This is a genomic window from Paenibacillus aquistagni (assembly GCF_900177815.1).
Classification (GTDB): Bacteria; Bacillota; Bacilli; order Paenibacillales; family Paenibacillaceae; genus Paenibacillus_B; species Paenibacillus_B aquistagni.
In genome coordinates, this window is record NZ_FXAZ01000001.1 from 569184 (window position 1) to 585871 (window position 16688).

Genomic DNA, 16688 nt, shown 5'->3' on the forward strand with positions numbered 1-16688 from the left:
GAGGATGAGGTCAGCCTTCGCAACAGGGTGGCCTCTTTAACTTGGCTCGAAGCTTATGCAGTGCTGCCGGGCGCTGCTGCTTGCCTTAGAAGTCGATGATAACAGTAGCTGCTTTCGCTTTTCATCTGCTATAATAAGGGATCATTTATATGAAATGAAGCAGCAGACGAGGTTGCTGCAAGGGAGAGGACGAAGATATGCCGTTTACTTTTGCGCATCCAGCTTATGCGCTTCCCCTTGAGCGGGTGTTCAAGCGATATATGAGCATGACGGGAATCATCCTGGGGAGCATGGCGCCAGACTTCGAATATTTCATTGCTTTGGAGCCGTATCAGCATATTGGGCACACCTTGAAGGGACTGCTGCTTGAGGCGGTGCCGCTCAGTTTGCTGTTTGCTTTTTTATTTCATCGTATCGTGAAGGAGATGCTGGCCCTTCATTTGCCCTCCATCTGGCAGCTTGATCAGAGAGCCTTTGCTCTTGTCCAAAAGCATGCTTGGGGACTTCGGTCGATTCGGGATTGGATTGTCTTTTTGCTGTCTGTTGCGTTAGGCTTCTATTCCCATGTTGTGATCGATGGCTTTACTCATGCTTCAGGAGCAGCTGTGCGCCGGTGGCCGTGGCTTAGTGAAGAGATAGTAAGCATCCCTATCTATAAATATCTTCAGCATGGCTTGTCGCTGCTGGGACTAGCTATTCTAGGCTTATGGATGCTTAGAGTGCTTCGCAGCATTCCAGCTGACAGCCTGGAGCCGGCATTCATACGCGCGAGCGAGAAATATGCCTATTGGACAATCGTACTGTTGTCCGCTGTGCTGGTGTGGGGATTGAAGCTGATCTTGACTGCTAGCAGCAATCTAATCGGCATAACGGTTGTAGCCAGCTTGTCCGGAACGATGCTTGGCATTTTGCTGGCATCATGGATCATGAGACATAGACATGCAGGAAGGAGGAATAGACAATGAAGGCGGCTCAAGCTTATGAGATTACAGACGCAGCATTAGAAGATTTGGCAGCCATTGTAGCGATATACAATTCAACCATACCGAGCCGCAGCGTAACGGCAGACTTGGAGCCTGTGAGCGTGGAGAGCAAGCTTCAATGGTTCGAGGAGCATTCTTCTGACCATAGACCGTTATGGGTTGTAAAGCAAGGGGGAGAGGTTGCTGCATGGCTCAGCTTCCAATCCTTCTATGGACGCCCTGCTTATAATGGAACGGCGGAGATCAGCATATATATCAGCGAGAAGCATCGCTCGCAAGGACTTGGCAGCCTGCTTGTTGAGCAGGCCCTTCAAGCTTGCCCGCGGCTCAAGCTGGATAGTCTTGTAGGCTTCGTCTTTGGCCATAATGAACCAAGTTTGGGGCTGTTAAGAAAGTATGGCTTTGAACAGTGGGGACTGCTGCCAAGGGTGGCAAAGCTTGATGGTGTCGAGCGCGACTTGGTCATTGTTGGGCGGCGTATTGAGTCGGGGCCGATTTACGACTGAGGTGAGCCTAACTAAAAGGCCTTGATTATTTGGAAGCTTCGCGACCGATAATCAAGGCCTTTATCTGTTCCTTGTGTAGAGATATTAATCCGAGAAGATCGATTTAGTGTAATTATTGGCTTTTTTTATTATAACGAAACAAGGATGTTCCGCTGGGGTCTTTGCAGGTGTACGCTAAGAGAATGAGTTTATAAACTACAAGCCTGCTGGACAAAAAAGCACAGGGCAGCAGAAGACAGCTCCCATCATGCTTAAGGCAGGAGGATGGAAAATTGGTCAAAAAGCTGCAAATCACCAAGGTGCAGACTAAAAAAGTACATGGAGCTCATTTCCTGTTTTTGCTATGATGAGTGGTGCACTTAAGCAGCGGAAGTTCGTTAATAAACGGTGTAAATGGAAGCGGAAATGAGCGCGGCTGAGCAAAAAATGATGATGTCAAAGGAGATGCTATGGGTACGATTCCGAATGACATTTGTGAGGTGCTAAAGCAAAATGAGCAAGCACCTGCACCTGAAGAAATCAAGTATTGGCTGCGATGTGATCGCACGCTGAAGGGAGGCTTTCAGCATACGTATGTGCTGCTGACAGAGAAGGAGCTTGTTCTTGTACATGATCCGCTGACGATGCTCACAGAGACGACGTTTACAGGATATACCGCGGTAACGAACAAAGACAAGTGGAGCAAGCGATTCATCACAAGGTGGAACAAGGGCAGCAAGCACAATACGGTGCAGAAAAGCATATACTCCCGCGACCCGGATTGGAAGGTAGAGTGTCTCGCGGCTGAGCAGATTGAGAACGTCTTCATCGTCAATCTTGTTGCTGCAGGACTGCTAGTCGTGAAGGACTTGAACGGAGAAGAACGAACGTTAGCAGCATTCAGCAACAGCCAGATGAAGAAAGCGACAAGGCTGGTATCGCAATTTGAGAAGCTAAAGAGGCTTGAAGCTTCAAAAGAGGAGCGGGACGAGGAGAAGGGGGCAGGCACCTGCCCAACCTGCGGCATGCTGTATCCGCAGCAGGAGCGCAAAGTATGCCCAAAGTGCATGAAGAAGCATGCGATCTTCAGCAGATTGCTTGGCCTGGCGGGCAAGTATCGCGTATCGATTGTCTTTATTGTGCTGTTCATGCTGCTTAACGCAGGAACGGGACTTGCCATTCCGTACTTGCAGGGGACCGTGCTTTTTGATCAGGCGCTTGGCGGCACCGGCCCTTTTGCAGGACAGATTGCGCTTGTGATCGGCTTGATTATTTTATTTCGAACATTGTCGCTTGTGTTTGGTGTGTTGTTCGGCATGATTAACGCGAGGCTTGGAGCAAACGTGGCCTTTGACCTGAAGTCCGGAGTATTTACGGCGATGCAGCGCTTATCGCTCAGCTTTTTTCAGAAAAAGCAGACTGGCCAGTTGATGACAAGGGTGAACAATGATGCCACTGAGCTGCAATTTTTCTTTGTGGACGGGATTTCCTACTTTATTGTCAATGCAATGAATATTGTAGGTATTGTCATCATCTTGCTGTTGATGGATTGGAAGCTTACCTTATTATGCTTTATCCCAATGCCATTTGTGATGATTATCATCCGTCAGGCATTCCCGAAGCTGTGGCGCTTGTCATGGCGGAGGCATCGACGTGTGGCTGTGATGAATGCGATCATCAGCGACACGACAAGGGGAACGCGTGTGGTTAAGGCCTTCGGCAAGGAGCGGCAGGAGATGGATCGCTTCCAGCATTCCAATATGGCCTTTGCAGGGGCTGAGCAGAACTTTAATAAGATGAACAGCACGGTATTTCCGATTTTGACGATGCTGACGCAGTTTGGAGGCTTGATTATTTGGGCCTTTGGCGGAGCGAAGGTCATGCAGGGCGAACTGACTTTTGGAGTGCTGATGACGTTTATCAATTACATTTTCATGCTGTATGGCCCGATCCAATTTATGAACAATATTGCAGGCTGGTGGTCGTACTGCATGTCCGCGGCACAGCGCATCTTTGAGATTCAGGATGCGGTGCCGGATGTGAGCGAGAAGAAGGATGCTATTCATCTAGAAGTGATTCGCGGCGAGATTGAGGTCGATGATATCTCATTTGGCTATGAGCCGAACAAGATGATTCTGAAGCAGGTGACGATGCATGCGCGCCCAGGCCAAATGATCGGTGTTGTCGGGCACTCAGGCGCAGGGAAATCAACGCTTGTGAACTTGATTTCGCGGCTATACGACGTCAATGAAGGCGAGATTCGAATCGATGGTCACGACGTGCGGGACCTGTCCTTCGATACGCTGCGCAGCCATATTGGCATTGTCTCGCAGGAGACCTATGTGTTCATGGGAACGATTGCCGAGAATATTGCGTATGCGAATCCAGACTGTACGCTGGCTGATATTGTGCATGCGGCCAAGATTGCCAAAGCACATGACTTTATTGAGAAGCTGCCAGACGGATATGACACCATTGTCGGCACAGGCGGCCACAGCCTATCAGGCGGAGAGAAGCAGAGGTTATCGATAGCAAGAGCGATTCTGCACAACCCGTCGATTCTCATCTTGGATGAAGCAACTGCTTCGCTGGATACCGAGACGGAGCTTCAGATTCAAGAAGCGCTTGAGATGCTCATTCAAGGGCGAACGACTATTGCCATCGCGCATCGATTGTCTACGCTTCGCAACGCCGACTATCTTATTGTGATGGATAAGGGCAAGGTGATGGAAGCAGGGACGCATGATGAACTGATGCATCTTGAAGGCATGTATTACGAGTTGGTTCAAAAGCATGACAAGGCGCTGCAAATGAGAGGAGTTGGTTGATATGCCGCATGACGAGACGGTGCAGCGAGAAGGAGCGGCAAACGGGACGGTATCCTTGGCCGAGGCCGCCAAAATCAAATATTTGACCCCTCACAATGCTCGATTTGTGCGAACCAAAGGGAATATGCTCAGTGTGACGGTGGAGAACAAGGCCTATCCGTCGGTCTACCTTCACTGTTCCTTTCCCCATTCCAACCGCAATCAGTACATATCGGTGCGGACGCTAGAGAATGAGGAAGTGGGCATGATCGAGTCATTGGATGACTTCCCGGCGGAGTTGGCGGAGCTTCTTAAGGAGCAGATTGCGATCCGTTATTTTGCTCCTGTCATTTCCAAGGTGCTTGCGATTAAGGAAGAGTTCGGCTACGCCTACTGGGAGGCAGAGACACAAGCGGGACGATGCCGATTTACCGTTCGCAATGGCGGCGGGAATGTGAAGCTCGTGTCAGATCAGAAGCTGCTTATTCAGGACGTGGATGGCAATCGCTTTTTGATTGAACGGCTGGATCAGCTAAGCGAAAAGGAATATCGAATGGTGGAGATGTGCCTATAAAGGAATCCGCCTGCTGAGGAGAATATAGGAGGATAGCCATGAATCTCTGCTTTGAGCTGTCGGAGCAAGACGAACGAGCGGCAGCGCAGGCTGTCGGGGAGAAGATCCGCTATTGTGTGCCTGCTGACCTCACGCTTACGGGGCGTAGGACGGAGGGCTACCTCGTTGTTGGTGAGGAGCGCTATGGCATCATCCAGGATGGAGAATGCAAGGAGTCGCATGCCATCCATGAGGCGACTGAGTATAAGGTGATTCCGTTGGTAGGCAACGTCTTGCTCGAGGCGAAGGAACAGGATGGGTGCCGAATTGCAGCAAGGGCTTCCATGCAGCATGCAGCAAGATATGCCTATATCGCGCAGATTCTCACCAGTGTAGCGAGCGAGAAGCCGATTCGAATTTACAATCAGGAAGCAGAACCGGCCTGTGCAACATGCGGGGGGCCGCTCATTAGAGGAACACGCATTTGTCCCAAATGCATTAACAAGGCTGCAGCCTTCAAGCGTCTATGGGGAGTGTCTATGTCTCATTGGAAAATGCTTACCTTGGGCGTGCTGCTGCTGTTTGCGATGACAGGATTGTCATTGCTGGGTCCTTATCTTCAAAAAATACTCATTAATGCTGCGCTTGAGCCACCTTCAGGCCAGCAGGCTGATATGCGTCTTTTTATGATTGCGATTGCTGGAATGGCAGGGGTGCTAGTTGGGGGAGAACTGCTCACAATCGCGAAGGGACGGATTATGACGAGCGTGAGTTCGAATATTGCGGCAGATCTGAGAAAGCTCGTATTTGACCGCATTCAAGCACTGTCGCTTGGCTTTCTGACTTCCCAGCGCGCAGGCGATATTATGAATCGGATCACCTCAGACACAGATCGGATCCGGAATTTGATTCAAGAAATCTGCACGATGGCGATTCTGCAGCTTATTACATTGGTATCTGTAGGCGTGCTGTTGTTCCAGAGCAATGCGATGCTTGCGGTTATTGTGATTCTGCCCGCCCCTCTTGTCGCCTATCTGCAGGTGTATATTTGGCGCCGAATCCTAAGGAAGCTTTCCCATAAGCAGTGGCGCATTCATGACAAAGCGAACTCTTTCCTGCACGATGTGTTAAGCGGCATTCGAGTGGTAAAGTCGTTTGGCAAGGAAGCGCGGGAAATACAGCGCTTTAGGGACTACAATACGCAATTTGCCCAGGCAGCGATTCAGACGGAAAAGGTGTTCAGTATGCTGTCCCCGATCTCCAACTACCTGATTCAGATCGGGCAGTATATCGTCTTGCTTGTAGGCTGCAATTTCATTGTGGGCGGCACGCTCAACATCGGCGAGCTGGTTCAGTTCACCAGCTATGCGGCAATGATCTATGGTCCGCTAACATGGCTCATGTACATGCCGAGATGGGTAACGAATGCGGTGATTGCAGTGGATCGCGTATTCTCGGTTATTGATGAACAGCCTGAGATCATGGATACAGAGCATTCAGTTAAGCACTCTATTCAGGGGCGGATTGAGTTCCGCAATGTCACCTTCGGCTATAAGACGTATGAGCCGGTGCTTAAGGATATTCATGTGGAGATCAAGCAAGGTGAGATGATCGGGCTGGTCGGGCATTCAGGCTCCGGCAAGTCGACGATGATCAATCTAATCTCCCGCTTCTATGATGTCACTGAAGGCGAATTGCTCATTGATGGTGTCGATATTCGCCACATCCAGCAGGAGGCGCTCAGATCACAGATCGGTGTTGTCCTGCAGGAAACGTTCCTGTTCAGCGGCACCATCACCGACAACATTCGTTACTCGAAGCCGGAAGCCACCTTGGAGGAAATCATTCAGGCGGCAAGAGTAGCGAATGCCCATGAGTTTATCATTCAGCTGCCTGATGGCTATGATACGAGATTGGAGGAGAACGGGAACAATCTCTCAGGAGGGGAGCGGCAGCGAATTGCGATTGCGCGCGCCGTGCTTAGCAATCCAAGCATTCTAATCTTGGATGAAGCCACGGCTTCCTTGGATATCGAGACGGAGGGGGTCATTCAGGAGGCGCTGCAGCGAGTAACGGAACATCGCACTACGATTGCCATCGCGCACCGATTGTCTACACTTAGGAATGCCGACCGTCTGTTTGTCTTGGAAAAAGGGGAGATCGCGGAGATCGGCACGCATACGGAACTGATGGAGAAGCAGGGGATTTATTATAAGCTCATTATGGCGCAGCGCAATATGGCAAAGCCGAAGAAAATAAGTTCTGTGCAGGAGAAGTCTGCCGCATCGGATTCGTTGTCTGCACAAGCGGTTACGAATTAGACGAATTAGATCAATAGAAAGCCCATTCATCATGGGCAAAGATATGAAGAAGGAAAGAGCACATGAGGTCTCGCTTGAGACAGGATCATGTGCTCTTTGTTGTTATTGTAGCAGCGAAGAAGAATGAAACTTCAAATAGCGAAGGAATTAGGGTACACCTCGTTTTTTATATATTGTATAATTGTGGAATAAATAGGAAGTACATTGTATAAGTTGAGTTATCAAAGGAGGGATGAGTTGTGCAGGCAGGGTTCTGGATACGATTGGGCGCAGCGATCTTGGACGGCATCATCATAGGCATACCGGTAAGTTTGTTTACTGCTATTATGTTTTCTGACTACTATGTAAAGTTCATGAACAACCTGCTCATGGGTCTGTATGGCCTATTGGTTCCTGTAATGTGGGCAGGTTATACGATTGGGAAGAAGATATGCAATATCCGAATTCAGAAGCTAGACGGCACCGAGCCTACGATTGGGACCATGCTTCTTCGCAATGTGGTAGCTGGCGTCATTTATGGCGTGACCTTTGGCATTGGACTGATCGTAAGCGCCTTTATGGTGGGCTTAAGGGAGGACAAACGAGCCGTTCACGATTTTATTGCAGGCACAGAAGTCGTGCATGATTAAGCATAAGGCGGTCTGAAAGGAGCGTTCTGAGGTGTGGAGTATAGCTGTGCTGGTTATCGAACTGTTGGCAGATGATGTGCCCATGTGGGTAAAGGAGCAAAGAGATCGTCTTCGGGCTCGTTATATTCTCTTTCGATTTAGACGAGAACATTGGATGGAAAAGGAATGTCGGGACGCGAGATTTTGCAGAGCCTTGATTCACAAGCACTATCCCCGCTGCCTTCTGTTTGACTTGCATTATCGCAAGCAGTTGTTGGAGATGCCTGGCATGCGGACAGACTTTATACGCTTAGTAAAGACAACCTATGGAGAGTCTTAGTGATAATAGCGACAGCGGATGAGACAAATGAGGAAGCTTCGAGCAGGGATGATAGGTGAGGGGGGTGGTGGTGTGGCGCCGCGCCTATTCTTGCTTGGCACTTGAAGGCGATGAAGCAGTCGTGCGCTGCCTGAGTGTTGAAACCTGCAGCTATCCCTATGCGTATTAATGGTTAAGTTCAAATAATGAGGGGAGCAGTGAGCAATGGGACTATTTGACGGATTGATGGGCAACGCATCAGAGATTAAGCCGCAGGAAGTGGAGCAGGAGCTTCGTCCGATTCTGACAGAAGGAGAAGCAGTCGAATCGGTATTTAAGGTTATTCGGGACATGTTTGTATTTACGAATAAACGACTCATCCTGATTGATAAGCAGGGCATTACAGGGAAGAAGACGGACTATCATTCTGTGCCTTATAAGAGCATTAGCCACTTCAGTGTAGAGACTGCAGGCACCTTCGATGTGGATTCGGAGCTCAAAATCTGGATTTCCAGCGGGGTTGAGCCGACGATTAGCAAAGAATTCCGCAAGGATTCTAATGTATTTGCCGTACAGGCGACATTAGCAAAGCACGTGCTGAAGTAGAGTTTTAAGCTTGCGCCTTGGGGCTTGCCCCTGGGCTTTTCTTTTTTTATGCTTATATGAACCCAAGTACTTTAGACCTTTACATCCTTGTGCAATCTGCTTTACAATCCGCTGCGTTCCTATCATAGGCGTCCTGATGATTCGGACTCGTCGCATACGATGATCCGTAGAAATAGGATTTGCTGTCGGGATAGTTTTGGTATAGATCAGAGTTCTGTCTTGGAGTCTCACTTCCATTCATCTTGTGAGTCTTAATCCCATATGTGGGGGCGGTCAAGGCCCAACGTTCGCATATAGTCAAGCAGTTGGCCTGTATGAACAGATTCGTGGTAAGCAATGCGCAATAACATGCCGCCGAGCGTTTTAACATAAGCACCGACATCTAAGAGGTCTATTTTGATTTGTTCCAAGTCGTCTTCACGAATGGTCTGGATGTATTGCAAGAATTCCTCGCGATAAGGCTGGGCAAACGCAAGTTCATCCTCTACAGATAGGAATGCTCTAGCTTCAAATGGATTGACTACATTAGACAGACCTTTACTGCCTCGTCCTTTAAGAACCTGGTGAAAAAGAAATTCGCCTTGCAATAGATGTCTAATGATTTCAGCGCAAGTAAGAGCGTCAGGGTCAGGTTTCCAATGTAATTTATCCTCGGGAATCGCTCTCCATACCTTAATGCTCCTGCTTCTAATTTCTTCAAAATTGGAAATGATCAGATCTATCGCATTCATATAAATGCCTCCTCCTTGTCTTAAAATCAGGTAGATTATACTCATTCATTTGTATAGAAGCAATAATTTACATGAAATATCATCCAATTGTATGAAAAAAAGCGGCGCCAAGAACGATAGCATGGGGACTGAACCCATTGTTCTTTGATGCCGCTTTATATTTAGATCGTATCGACGTTTTCAATAGGGGATGCTATGTAGCACTCTAAGCTTGACGCTGAAACGTCGCTTTGCGATAAACACGAACACACCACTTGAGAGCAGGCTCGGTCTGGCGATGTAAAATATGCACGATAAATGCGCAGATGAGAGCAAGTGCCATGCCGCCAAGCACATCAAACGGGAAATGCACGCCTACGAATACGCGGCCAATTCCAATCAAGGATGCAAGAGCGAGCATTAGGATGCCGATTCTCCGCTTTACTAGAAGCGCGGCAAAGGCCAGCGAGAAGGCGAAGGTGCTGTGATCGCTCGGAAACGATGGGTCTGCATCATGGGTAACCAACTGATTGACCGTCAAGCTGACAAAAGGACGAGGGTGATCAATCATTGGCCCGATCACAAACATGCCTATTCCGAGAGCAAGCATAGCGGTTAATACACTATTAAAGGCGATGCGCTGATTCTCAAGCTTACCTGTGAACCAGAGCACCACCATTATTCCGATCATGACCCACACCAGTTTTTCTGCAAAAAACGTCATTGCTTCATCAAGATAGCCGTTGCTTCCAGCAAATTGATTTACAAATTGGAACAAACTTTCATTCAATGGAACTTCCTCCTTTACAAAATCTTAACACATTATAAGGAAGGAAGCTTAAGAGAAGCTTAAATCGTGTACATCTTCGTTATGATTTTATCTTTGCAAGTGCTAATGTTTTTCTTAACAACGACAGTGGAATTTCAATATTGTCTTCCCCAGCATGGTGAGAACCTTCGCGCCGGCGTTTCTCGCCCAACAAGTAGTAGTAATCCAGCTGATTATGGTTGCTGATCATCCAATAGGTGGGCATGACGTATTCCGGATGAAACCATTCAATGACCTTGGTCTGGGGAGCGGCAAAGGCCAAATTAGCCAGTGCAGCACCATGGATAGACACAATAACCTTAGCTTGTGAAAATAACTGGATCTGTTCTGCTACGCTCAGCGACTCCAGATCATAGCGGACAAAGCCCTGGCGAGCAAGCAGTTGATACACCGCTTCCTCGTTTACGACCTTGCGAATGCCTGCTTGCCTGCGGCTAATGTAGATGCGCTCCGCGGATTGAAACGAGGAGTCGCGATAAGGAAGCAGCATGCTGCGAATCGTGCGTGTTGCCCACTTCGGATATTCGGCATGCATGATGGAGGAGGGAACGACGAGCTCATCAGCTTGAAGATACGTCTCTGGAGAGGTTTTGATCATCGCCTCCTCATGAAGGCCAAGCATCGCAAGCGTCTCATAATAGAATCCTGCCCACACATTCGGATTGATGATCAAGTGGTCGTAGGGATGGTGCCGCAGCATGCGCAGCCTTGGCAGTACATCGTAGAGCCAATGAAAGTAGTTGCCGGCTCCACAGAAAGTAAGTACAGCCGCACGGCCGGACAGGCGCTGGAGCAAAGAAGGCTTCCACGCTTGAAAGATAGAATGACCATCACCCTCAATGATGGTGTTGGTTGGACGATGATAATCAACGGATACATCCGATAATAACAAATTGTCGGGTGTTATTATTGCTCCATATGCTCCCCATACACGCCCATTTGGAATTGTGGCGACAAAGCCTTTATGCGGCTTGCGGCCATAGCCCCACAGGTAGCGATGAATAGGGTCGTGAATGCTTTTAGCCGTAATATAACGTGTCCATTCTCCAAAGGAAAAGGGCTGATAGCTGCTCGTATCATATGCACCCTGCACAGATTGAATCCAGTCGAAGGTCGTCATATGCCCTCTGGGAGGAGTAGATTCAAGCGAACTCATCCGATGCCCTCCGATCTATTTTTTCTACTATTCATATTCGTAGAGAGAGAAATCGGTGTTTCTGTAGATCGGAGATGTTTCGATCTATTGTGATGGGAATATGCAAAGACTCCGTCTCCCGAAGTGAATGTGCACCGAAGCGTACACTCACAATGGAGAGACGGAGTCTTGTTAAGCTTCTATATATGGTTGCGGGCTTGAAGCCAGCTTAGCATTTGAAAGCAGCTTGATTACCGTCTAGATAATCACCAGCACAGTCCATTGCGATATTCATCCATCTCATCAATCGCAGTGGACAAGAATGGTGCTCACTCCGGATAAGAAGATACAGATTCAAGCAAGCGGCGATAGGCGGCATCGAAAGCCTCAGGATTCGTATTCACCTCTTTAAAGCTCGTCATGCAGGAGGCCGCAATGTCCTGCGCCAGCTCAGGATGATGCTTCCCAAGGCTTCGCAGCAGCTCATAATCTTCAACGCCAGCACGCATCGCTTCTAAGCGCATGCTGAGGAGCGGTCCATCTGGGCCAGGATACACCAAGTGCGTATCCCCCGCGGGAACGCGCCGATTATGCACATGCGGCGCAAGCAAGGGATTAGTGAGTTCAAAAGGATCTTGATCCTTGAAGTAATAATTAAAGCCCCAGTGCAAATAGCCAGCGAGATCGTATTTATAATTGCCCCAGTGGAGATAGCGAGTCTTAAGCAGCGGGAAGTCTAAAAATCGATTGAGATACTCGCCGCCAGGATTCCAGCATGTATAGAACCACAGCATATCTCCGAGCTTGCGATAGTCCTCATAAGCCTGCCGGTTTAATTCATATTCCTTGTTAGTTGGCACCCAAATGTCGACTGCGCCAGCGACACTCGTATTGATCACGGCATCGATAAGCGGAACACCGGGAAGGCACTTCCGAACAATGCCTGTTAGAACGCGATAATCTGCTGCAGAAGGCTCGATGGGTTCATCTGCAACATGCTGAACGAGAAGCGGCAGCCAGCCCTTCTGGTCCAGCCAGCTCCGCCATGCCGCCAGATATCGGGAGATAAACTCATAGCCTTCTTTTGAAGTGGCCTGAATGCTGGGATCGCTGCTAAGAACAAATGTAGGGTCCTCCCAATTGATTCTTTTGCCGACATGCCCGCCTTCAATATGAGTGAAGCCAAGCTCAAGACACAGGGCAACGAGACGCTCTGCTTTGGTAAAATCAAAATGATAGCCCCCATCCGCTTGCTTCTCGATATCCACAAACGCATGGTCCACCATAACATGCGTTTGTCTGCAGCGTCTCATCGCCTTCAAATACTGTTCAAGCATCGACCAGAAGGGCTCTGACCAGAGCTCAAGCCCATGGCGGTCAGCGATATTGCGGATTGAATACCAATTCGTAATCTGCAGATGTCCTTTCGCAGGAACACGTGCGGCAGATACCTCAAGATAGACAGGAACAGCATAAGCGTGTTCGTTGACGCGGATCGTTAATTGTCCGTGGTATGCTCCTGCCGATACATGTTCAGGAATGTCCCAGCACAGGTAATAGGCAGCCGTCGGCGCTGGCGGCATAGAGCTCCCATGGACAGGAATCAGAGCGTCATACACCCGAAATGGAGCTTGCCGCGTTACATAAGAAGGAGCGGAAGTCCCAACGGGTATAGTAGATACATCAACATCCGTATTCTCGTTAACCTGTACATCTAGAAGTTGGAATGCAAAGAAGGCTAGCCCAGCCTGATTAGAATGAGAATCAGGCTGTTCGGATTGGAATGTAAAGACAAGCTCAGACTGCTCAGGAAGAGCATTCATAAGAATTTGACAGCTTGCAAAGGAGTCGCGTGCGCTGATTAAGGAGATACGAGGGTCGCTGGAATCAGTAATGCTCTGATCGGGATAAAGCCATTCGTTCGCAGAATAGACTTGCAGCTTCATAACCGTCACCTCTTGTGTGTTGTCTTATCGTTAAGGCATCATAGATATTGAGACAGATAGCAAGAAGATGCTAATTGCTTTGATTTGTAGCTTCGGTAATTTTGATTTGAGATTCTTCTTTTAATTCGCGCAGAAAGGATGCAATATCCATATCCGAGGTGGAGAACTTCAGCATGGATCCGCTAATATCCACATATTTGTCCCAGGTGCTGATCTTGGCTGGCGGCAGTCCTGGTGACACCTCATAGAAGGCTGCTACATTTTTCTCTGCGAATACTTCCACCTCTTCACCAAAGTGGCTGACTACTTCTTTGTTGTTGAATAACGGAGGGGCATCGCCAATCTTGGCAAGATTGGTTTGATGCTCGGGTGAGAGATAAGCCATCAGCACCTTGAAGGCCGCATCCTTATGCTCGCTGTACTTGTTAATGACAAGCAGGTTGCTTCCAGCAGGAGGCGCAGCTTCTTGCCCGTCTCCCCAGACTGGCAGCGGGGCAGCTTCCATATTTGCCGCGACTTCAGGATCGCCAACTCCCCAGCGCAAGTATTCAATCCAGGATACAATCATGCCTACGTTCTTTTTGGAAAATTCATAATCTTTGCGCGCCTCAGGATCTTCATTGAAGATGCCAGGAATGCTGTAGATTCTCTTCATTAGCTCTAGGTAACGCGTGACAGCCGGCTCTTTATCAATCAATACCTCTCCTGTGTCGGGGTCCGTTAGGTTGACGGCCAGCTGGGATAAGGGGATGGTGACCTCACCAGAGGCAAGTCCAGGTCCCATCTCCAGCCCGCGATATTGAATGCCATCGCGCTCGGCTGTCATTTGCTTGGCAAGCTCAACGACTTCATCCCAAGTCAGACGTTCCGTTGGATACTCTACACCGAACTTATCGAACACCTCTTTGTTATACCAAATGCCATAGGGACTATATTGAATAGGGAAGCCCAGGATTCTTCCTTGTCCCTCCTTGTCGAGTGCTCGCATGGTAGCAACAAGTGAAGCATCGAGCGTATTCAGATCGAATTGATGCTTGGCAATCATGTCATCGAGTGGCTCAATCATGTCAAGCTCGAATAATGGATCAAGCCCCCAGTTGGCAAAAATAATATCCGGCACAATTTTCTGGGCATTCAACTCCTGGAGGGGCTCAAGCTCAGCTCTGGCATCAACGAGCTCAATGGTCACGTTTGGCAGCAGATCTTCAATACCGCGATAACGCTGCTCAAAAGCATCAGGACCCCACGGATACAAAACCTTGATCGTAACGGGTTCGTCGTTGTCTGCGTTTGCTGGTTCTGAAGCGGAATTGCTGTTCGTATTCGATTCTGTCGCGTTTCCTGAGGAAGCCTCTGTGGGAGCATTAGATGACGATGTACAGCCAGAGAAGATCGCCGTTAACATAAGAATGGCAATGAGCAGCATACTCTGATAGCGTTTTCGATTAGACATACCCTTAACCCCTTTCGTTTATAGACAACATCGATTCGGCTTGTTGCAACAACTCCATTATAGGGAAGCAGGTGTTAATTTAGTGTTAAGTCGCGCAGCAGCGCTTTAATTTGATGCAACCCTAGCACCCTTTACGGTGTTAATATTGAGATAGGGATGAAACGGAGGGATGGACGTGAAGAGAAGCTTTCACATCTTATTTGATAAAGGATGGAGACATTTCGTGGCTTGCATATTCATGTGCTTATGTTATATCGCTTTGTTTTTATCCAAACTCGGAGAAGAAGACAGATGGCTGCAGCTTCTATTTGTTCTGATTATTGGAATGACTTTGTGGGAATGCGCAACATTTATATATGCGCGCAGCCAGAAGCCAAAAGTGCTGGTGCTGGAAGAAGAGGGGATGCTGCTTAATGGAGCACGCATACATCAGAATGAGATTGAGAAGATCATGCTGACCCATTATTTTCGTGATCCAACTGTAGGGATTCTCCCTGTGAAGCGGCGATGGGTGCCTCGCCGTTATGTATTTCGCTTCAGTGAAGATGGGAGCGTACAAGCGGACGAACTCCGAGCATGGGCGAAAGAGAGAGAGATCAAGGTGGTCTATCAGAAGTTCTTGCGATGGTAGCCTAGGTTGTACAACCATCCCATCATTTTATTCAAGGAAATGTGAGTTCTGGGTACAGATGTTAATCTTTCGTGTGATCGACGGATAATAGAGCATTTGCGAGCATTTTCAATAGGAAGCTGATCTTTCCTAGGATCAGGCTCGGCAGGCAGCGATTCATCTCGATATATATTTAACAAGGGCGTTATATTCCGCATTGGTCCGGTTTGGAGCGCATATACATTGTGGTATAATAATGTTAGTTGAGGTTAACCCAAATACACATGAAGAAAGGATCAGGATACCAATGCGTCCCCGAAGGATGATGCCCCAAAGGACAATCTGGAAACGTTATGATCTTTCCTACATCTAGCTCCTCTCGCAGGCTTGATTGACGTCTAAGACCGAATCAGACTGACTGCGGAGGATGAACAATTTATGATGATTCGAAGGATGAATTCCTCATATTGCACCCTGCACGTCAGTTGCAAACAACAATTGCGAAGGACGAGAGGGTATCAAGATGAGGAGAAACGAACAATTACGTAAGATAGGTTGGATGTTGTTAGGATCAATTCTGCTTGCCGTAAGTTATTATCACATTAATTTTCAGAATAACTTGGTGGAAGGCGGATTTGTAGGACTTGCGCTGATCGGGAAGTATACTTTGGATTGGTCGCCAGCTCTTACTGTATTAATGCTGGATATTCCGGTGTTTATTGTGGCTTGGTTTTTGAGCGGTCGTCAGTTTATTCTGAACACGGCCATTGCAACGGGAACGTTCTCGCTCGCTTATGAGCTGTGCGAACGCTTCTCACCGATTGTACTTAACTTTGGTTCAAATTTGTTTTTGGCTGCCGTGCTGTCAGGACTATTGACAGGACTAGGGGCAGGGCTTGTGCTCCGATTTGGCGGAGCGACGGGCGGCGACGATATATTAGCCTTGATGCTGAGTCGCGTGTCCAAGTTAAGTGTAGGAACTGTTTTTATTCTATTCGACGTGGCGGTATTATTGCTATCATTGTTTTTCCTGCCACTGATGGATATCTTGTATACGATTTTGGCTGTGAGCATCGCCGGTCAAGTGATTACTTGGACGATGCAAGCTGGAACAGCCCGCCGTGCGCATACAAGTTCGGCGAAGCCGGCCCCTGCGACAGCAGTGCGGCATCAACACGGATAAATGAATATCCAAGGAACCGATGTATCGAGGGATACAGACGGTTCCTTTTTCTGTTTTTATGGCGAAAAATAGCTCTTTTCCCTAAGTAGAATGCATGTTCGTCCAAACGCCAGCATATGTTTGTCAGTATAGGAGGATGA

15 protein-coding genes are annotated in these 16688 nt (G+C 48.3%); 10 read left to right on the plus strand and 5 right to left on the minus strand.

Features of this window, described 5'->3' with window-relative positions:
• Positions 1-197 precede the first annotated feature (197 nt).
• From B9Y93_RS02610 to B9Y93_RS02645, 8 genes are all read left to right on the plus strand, one after another.
• Positions 198-965 carry a DUF4184 family protein gene (locus B9Y93_RS02610; protein WP_085492786.1) on the plus strand — a complete coding sequence of 256 codons (768 nt, stop codon included), beginning with the start codon at positions 198-200 and terminating at the stop codon, positions 963-965.
• The gene (locus B9Y93_RS02615; protein ID WP_085492787.1) at positions 962-1489 is read left to right on the plus strand and encodes a GNAT family N-acetyltransferase; all 528 of its coding nucleotides are present in this window, start codon (positions 962-964) and stop codon (positions 1487-1489) included. Before B9Y93_RS02610 ends, B9Y93_RS02615 begins: the two co-directional genes overlap by 4 nt.
• 449 nt (positions 1490-1938) lie before the next feature.
• Positions 1939-4296, plus strand: coding sequence for an ABC transporter ATP-binding protein (locus B9Y93_RS02620; RefSeq protein WP_085492788.1), 2358 nt, complete (start codon positions 1939-1941; stop codon positions 4294-4296).
• 1 nt (position 4297) lies between these two features.
• A complete protein-coding gene (locus B9Y93_RS02625) occupies positions 4298-4849 on the plus strand; it encodes a DUF1854 domain-containing protein (RefSeq protein WP_085492789.1) in 552 nt (183 codons plus the stop codon).
• A gap of 38 nt (positions 4850-4887) precedes the next feature.
• Positions 4888-7149: an ABC transporter ATP-binding protein gene (locus tag B9Y93_RS02630; RefSeq protein WP_085492790.1), complete on the plus strand. Its 2262-nt coding sequence runs from the start codon at positions 4888-4890 to the stop codon at positions 7147-7149.
• 239 nt (positions 7150-7388) lie between these two features.
• Positions 7389-7778: an RDD family protein gene (locus B9Y93_RS02635; protein WP_085492791.1), complete on the plus strand. Its 390-nt coding sequence runs from the start codon at positions 7389-7391 to the stop codon at positions 7776-7778.
• A gap of 31 nt (positions 7779-7809) precedes the next feature.
• Positions 7810-8097, plus strand: coding sequence for a hypothetical protein (locus B9Y93_RS02640; protein WP_085492792.1), 288 nt, complete (start codon positions 7810-7812; stop codon positions 8095-8097).
• Between the two features lie 204 nt (positions 8098-8301).
• Entirely contained in the window at positions 8302-8682 is a 381-nt protein-coding gene (locus tag B9Y93_RS02645; RefSeq protein ID WP_085492793.1) for a PH domain-containing protein, read from the plus strand.
• Positions 8683-8933: 251 nt separating this feature from the next.
• On the opposite strand, the gene B9Y93_RS02650 is transcribed toward B9Y93_RS02645, so the two are convergent.
• From B9Y93_RS02650 to B9Y93_RS02670, 5 genes are all read right to left on the minus strand, one after another.
• A complete protein-coding gene (locus B9Y93_RS02650) occupies positions 8934-9413 on the minus strand; it encodes a DinB family protein (RefSeq protein WP_085492794.1) in 480 nt (159 codons plus the stop codon).
• Positions 9414-9618: 205 nt separating this feature from the next.
• Entirely contained in the window at positions 9619-10182 is a 564-nt protein-coding gene (locus tag B9Y93_RS02655) for an undecaprenyl-diphosphatase (protein WP_085492795.1), read from the minus strand.
• A gap of 79 nt (positions 10183-10261) precedes the next feature.
• Positions 10262-11377, minus strand: coding sequence for a glycosyltransferase family 61 protein (locus tag B9Y93_RS02660; protein ID WP_085492796.1), 1116 nt, complete (start codon positions 11375-11377; stop codon positions 10262-10264).
• 308 nt (positions 11378-11685) lie between these two features.
• The gene (locus tag B9Y93_RS02665; RefSeq protein WP_085492797.1) at positions 11686-13302 is read right to left on the minus strand and encodes a DUF4091 domain-containing protein; all 1617 of its coding nucleotides are present in this window, start codon (positions 13300-13302) and stop codon (positions 11686-11688) included.
• A 70-nt stretch (positions 13303-13372) separates the two neighbouring features.
• Positions 13373-14755, minus strand: a complete 1383-nt coding sequence (locus B9Y93_RS02670) for an ABC transporter substrate-binding protein (RefSeq protein ID WP_085492798.1) — start codon at positions 14753-14755, stop codon at positions 13373-13375.
• Between the two features lie 223 nt (positions 14756-14978).
• On the opposite strand from B9Y93_RS02670, the gene B9Y93_RS02675 reads away from it, so the two are divergent.
• Together B9Y93_RS02675 and B9Y93_RS02680 are read left to right on the plus strand one after the other, a co-directional pair.
• Complete coding sequence (locus B9Y93_RS02675; protein ID WP_139829128.1) at positions 14979-15386, plus strand: hypothetical protein; 408 nt, start codon at positions 14979-14981, stop codon at positions 15384-15386.
• 538 nt (positions 15387-15924) lie between these two features.
• Positions 15925-16548, plus strand: a complete 624-nt coding sequence (locus B9Y93_RS02680) for a YitT family protein (protein WP_085492800.1) — start codon at positions 15925-15927, stop codon at positions 16546-16548.
• The last annotated feature ends 140 nt before the right edge of the window (positions 16549-16688 follow it).

Bases quoted from the DNA above. Each gene is read 5' to 3' on its own strand.
- B9Y93_RS02670 (WP_085492798.1), bottom strand. From the start codon at position 14,755: ATGTCTAATCGAAAACGCTATCAGAGTATGCTGCTCATTGCCATTCTT.
- B9Y93_RS02665 (WP_085492797.1), bottom strand. From the start codon at position 13,302: ATGAAGCTGCAAGTCTATTCTGCGAACGAATGGCTTTATCCCGATCAG.
- B9Y93_RS02645 (WP_085492793.1), top strand. From the start codon at position 8,302: ATGGGACTATTTGACGGATTGATGGGCAACGCATCAGAGATTAAGCCG.
- B9Y93_RS02615 (WP_085492787.1), top strand. From the start codon at position 962: ATGAAGGCGGCTCAAGCTTATGAGATTACAGACGCAGCATTAGAAGAT.
- B9Y93_RS02680 (WP_085492800.1), top strand. From the start codon at position 15,925: ATGTTGTTAGGATCAATTCTGCTTGCCGTAAGTTATTATCACATTAAT.
- B9Y93_RS02610 (WP_085492786.1), top strand. From the start codon at position 198: ATGCCGTTTACTTTTGCGCATCCAGCTTATGCGCTTCCCCTTGAGCGG.
- B9Y93_RS02660 (WP_085492796.1), bottom strand. From the start codon at position 11,377: ATGAGTTCGCTTGAATCTACTCCTCCCAGAGGGCATATGACGACCTTC.
- B9Y93_RS02650 (WP_085492794.1), bottom strand. From the start codon at position 9,413: ATGAATGCGATAGATCTGATCATTTCCAATTTTGAAGAAATTAGAAGC.
- B9Y93_RS02630 (WP_085492790.1), top strand. From the start codon at position 4,888: ATGAATCTCTGCTTTGAGCTGTCGGAGCAAGACGAACGAGCGGCAGCG.
- B9Y93_RS02625 (WP_085492789.1), top strand. From the start codon at position 4,298: ATGCCGCATGACGAGACGGTGCAGCGAGAAGGAGCGGCAAACGGGACG.
- B9Y93_RS02620 (WP_085492788.1), top strand. From the start codon at position 1,939: ATGGGTACGATTCCGAATGACATTTGTGAGGTGCTAAAGCAAAATGAG.